A 1,982-nucleotide genomic window follows, 5' to 3' on the forward strand; every position below is an offset into this window, starting at 1 on the left:
GCCGGCGCCCGGTACCGGCGCGTGCGGCTTGCCTGTCTGTATGGCCATGGTGCTGGTTCCTCCGAGTGAGCAAGGTCGAGGAACAGCGTGAGTGCGCCCACACCCTTCGCGCGCGACCGCCGCAGCGCCCGACAGGGAGGAGAGCGCCGTAATGCCCGACCGCGCCCCGCAGCCGGTGGACCGTCAACTGCCCACCGAGGAGTCCAGGGATCTGATCGCCCTGGTACGCGACATCGTCCAGCGGGAGGTCGCCCCACGGGCGGCCGAGGAGGAGGAGTCGGGGCACTTCCCCCGGGAGGTCTTCGCGCTTCTGTCCGACGCCGGACTGCTCGGACTTCCCTACGACTCCGAGTACGGCGGCGGAGACCAGCCGTACGAGGTCTACCTCCAGGTCCTGGAGGAGCTCGCCGCCGCCCGCCTCACCGTCGGCCTCGGCGTCAGCGTCCACTCGCTCGCCTGCCACGCCCTCGCCGGCTACGGCGCCAAGGAGCAGCAGCGCGAGCACCTGCCCGCCATGCTCGGCGGCGGACTCCTCGGCGCGTACTGCCTCTCCGAGCCCGCCTCGGGATCGGACGCGGCGTCGCTGCGCACGAAGGCCGTGCGCGACGGCGACCACTGGGTCATCGACGGCACCAAGGCCTGGATCACCCACGGCGGGGTCGCCGACTTCTACACCGTCCTGGCCCGCAGCGGCGGCGAGGGCGCGCGCGGCATCACGGCCTTCCTGGTCCCCGGCGACGCCCCCGGGCTGAACGCCGCGACCCCCGAGAAGAAGATGGGCATGAAGGGCTCGCCCACCGCCCAGCTCAACTTCGACAGCGTCCGGATCCCCGACTCCCGCCGCCTCGGCGAGGAGGGCCAGGGCTTCGCCATCGCGCTGTCCGCGCTGGACTCGGGCCGGCTCGGCATCGCCGCCTGCGCCGTCGGCGTGGCCCAGGCGGCCCTGGACGAGGCGGTCGCGTACGCCACCGGACGTCAGCAGTTCGGCCGGCCCATCGCCGACTTCCAGGGGCTGCGCTTCATGCTCGCCGACATGGCCACACGGATCGAGGCGGGCCGTGCGCTCTACCTCGCCGCCGCCCGGCTGCGGGACGCGGGGCGGCCCTTCTCCCGGCAGGCCGCCATGGCGAAGCTGTTCTGCACCGACACGGCGATGAGCGTGACCACGGACGCGGTCCAGGTGCTCGGCGGCTACGGGTACACCGCGGACTTCCCCGTCGAGCGCTATATGCGCGAGGCGAAGGTGCTCCAGATCGTCGAGGGCACCAACCAGATCCAGCGCATGGTCATCGCCCGTCACCTGGCCGGACCCGAGACGCGCTGAGGCCCCCGATCCCCGCCGGAGGCGCCGCGAGCCTGCTCCATTCGGGGTCGCGGCGCCCCGGCAGCGTCCTGCCCTTGCTCGCCCACAGTTGGAGCAGCTCGGGGTAGACGGGCGTCTCGGCGGGCTGCGGGGGCGGGGGCGGCGTCAGCGGAACCGATTCTTCCAAGGCCGGCACGGCAAGCCGACGCCGGACGTTGCCGGTCGTGGCGTACGGCAGAGTCATGTCCGGCCAACGGTTGGCGTCCGGGCCGGGTTACCGCCCGGGCGAGTAGGCCCCAGTTCGCCCCTGTCCGGCCGGCCGCCATCACGCGTGGGGCTGGCCTCGCGATGCGCGTGCTGGCCGCCCATCACGTACCTGCCCGGCCGCCGGCCATGCGTCCGCCGGCCCCCACTGCGCGTCTGCTGGCACGCCTGCCACGGGCCCGACCGGCCGCCGTCACGCGTATGGCGGCCCTCGCGGCGCGCGTGCTGGCTGCCCATCTCGTGCCTGCCCGGCTGCCCGCCGTGCGTCCGCCGGCCCCCACCGCGCGCCTGCCCGGCTGCCCACTGCGCGTATGCCAGCCCCCACGACGCGTCTGCCGGGTCACCCGCCCCACGCGCCCGACCGGCCGCCACCACGTGCCTGCCCGTCCGCCGGCCATGCGTCCGCCGGCCGCTC

The 1,982-nt window shown here is 74.5% G+C and carries 1 protein-coding gene; it reads left to right on the forward strand.

Annotated elements, in window-relative coordinates; genetic code table 11:
* Positions 1-151 precede the first annotated feature (151 nt).
* Complete coding sequence (locus AB0M39_RS41935; protein WP_365374438.1) at positions 152-1,324, forward strand: acyl-CoA dehydrogenase; 1,173 nt, start codon at positions 152-154, stop codon at positions 1,322-1,324.
* Positions 1,325-1,982 lie beyond the last annotated feature (658 nt).

Source organism: Streptomyces sp. NPDC051907, from assembly GCF_040681075.1.
GTDB lineage: Bacteria > Actinomycetota > Actinomycetes > Streptomycetales > Streptomycetaceae > Streptomyces.